Raw genomic sequence first — 605 nt, 5'->3', positions numbered from 1 at the left:
TGTACGAGAACATTGAATGTTACAGTAACTCAGCCAACAGCAATGAGTGCAACAGTTTCACAGACTAATATTTCATGTAACGGCGGATCAAACGGATCAGCAGGAATTGTAGTAACAGGCGGAACAGCACCATATACCTATGCATGGTCTCCATCAGGCGGAACGAATGCAACAGCTACCGGTTTAGCAGCAGGATCTTATACAGTATTAGTAACCGATGCTAATGGATGTACAATTTCAAGAACAGTAACGATCACTCAGCCTGCAACCGCAGTTTCAGGAACGACAGTGGTTACGAATATTGCATGTAACGGAGCTTCAACAGGAGCGATTAACTTAACTCCAAGCGGAGGAACAGCACCATATACCTTCAACTGGGGTGGTGGAATCACTACAGAAGATCGTACCGGTTTATCAGCAGGAACGTACACTGTAACGATTACTGATGCTAACGGATGTACGAGAACATTGAATGTTACAGTAACTCAGCCAACAGCAATGAGTGCAACAGTTTCACAGACTAATATTTCATGTAACGGCGGATCAAACGGATCAGCAGGAATTGTAGTAACAGGCGGAACAGCACCATATACCTATGCATGGTC

General features: G+C 44.3%; 1 protein-coding gene. It reads left to right on the top strand.

From position 1 onward, the window contains the following. The coding region (locus tag AB4Y90_RS18135; protein ID WP_441558954.1) for a SprB repeat-containing protein at positions 1 to 605 on the top strand (605 nt) is incomplete at both ends.

The organism is Chryseobacterium sp. 2TAF14 (assembly GCF_052115105.1).
In the GTDB taxonomy this organism is placed as follows: domain Bacteria; phylum Bacteroidota; class Bacteroidia; order Flavobacteriales; family Weeksellaceae; genus Chryseobacterium.
This window is presented reverse-complemented; position numbering and strand designations above follow the sequence as displayed.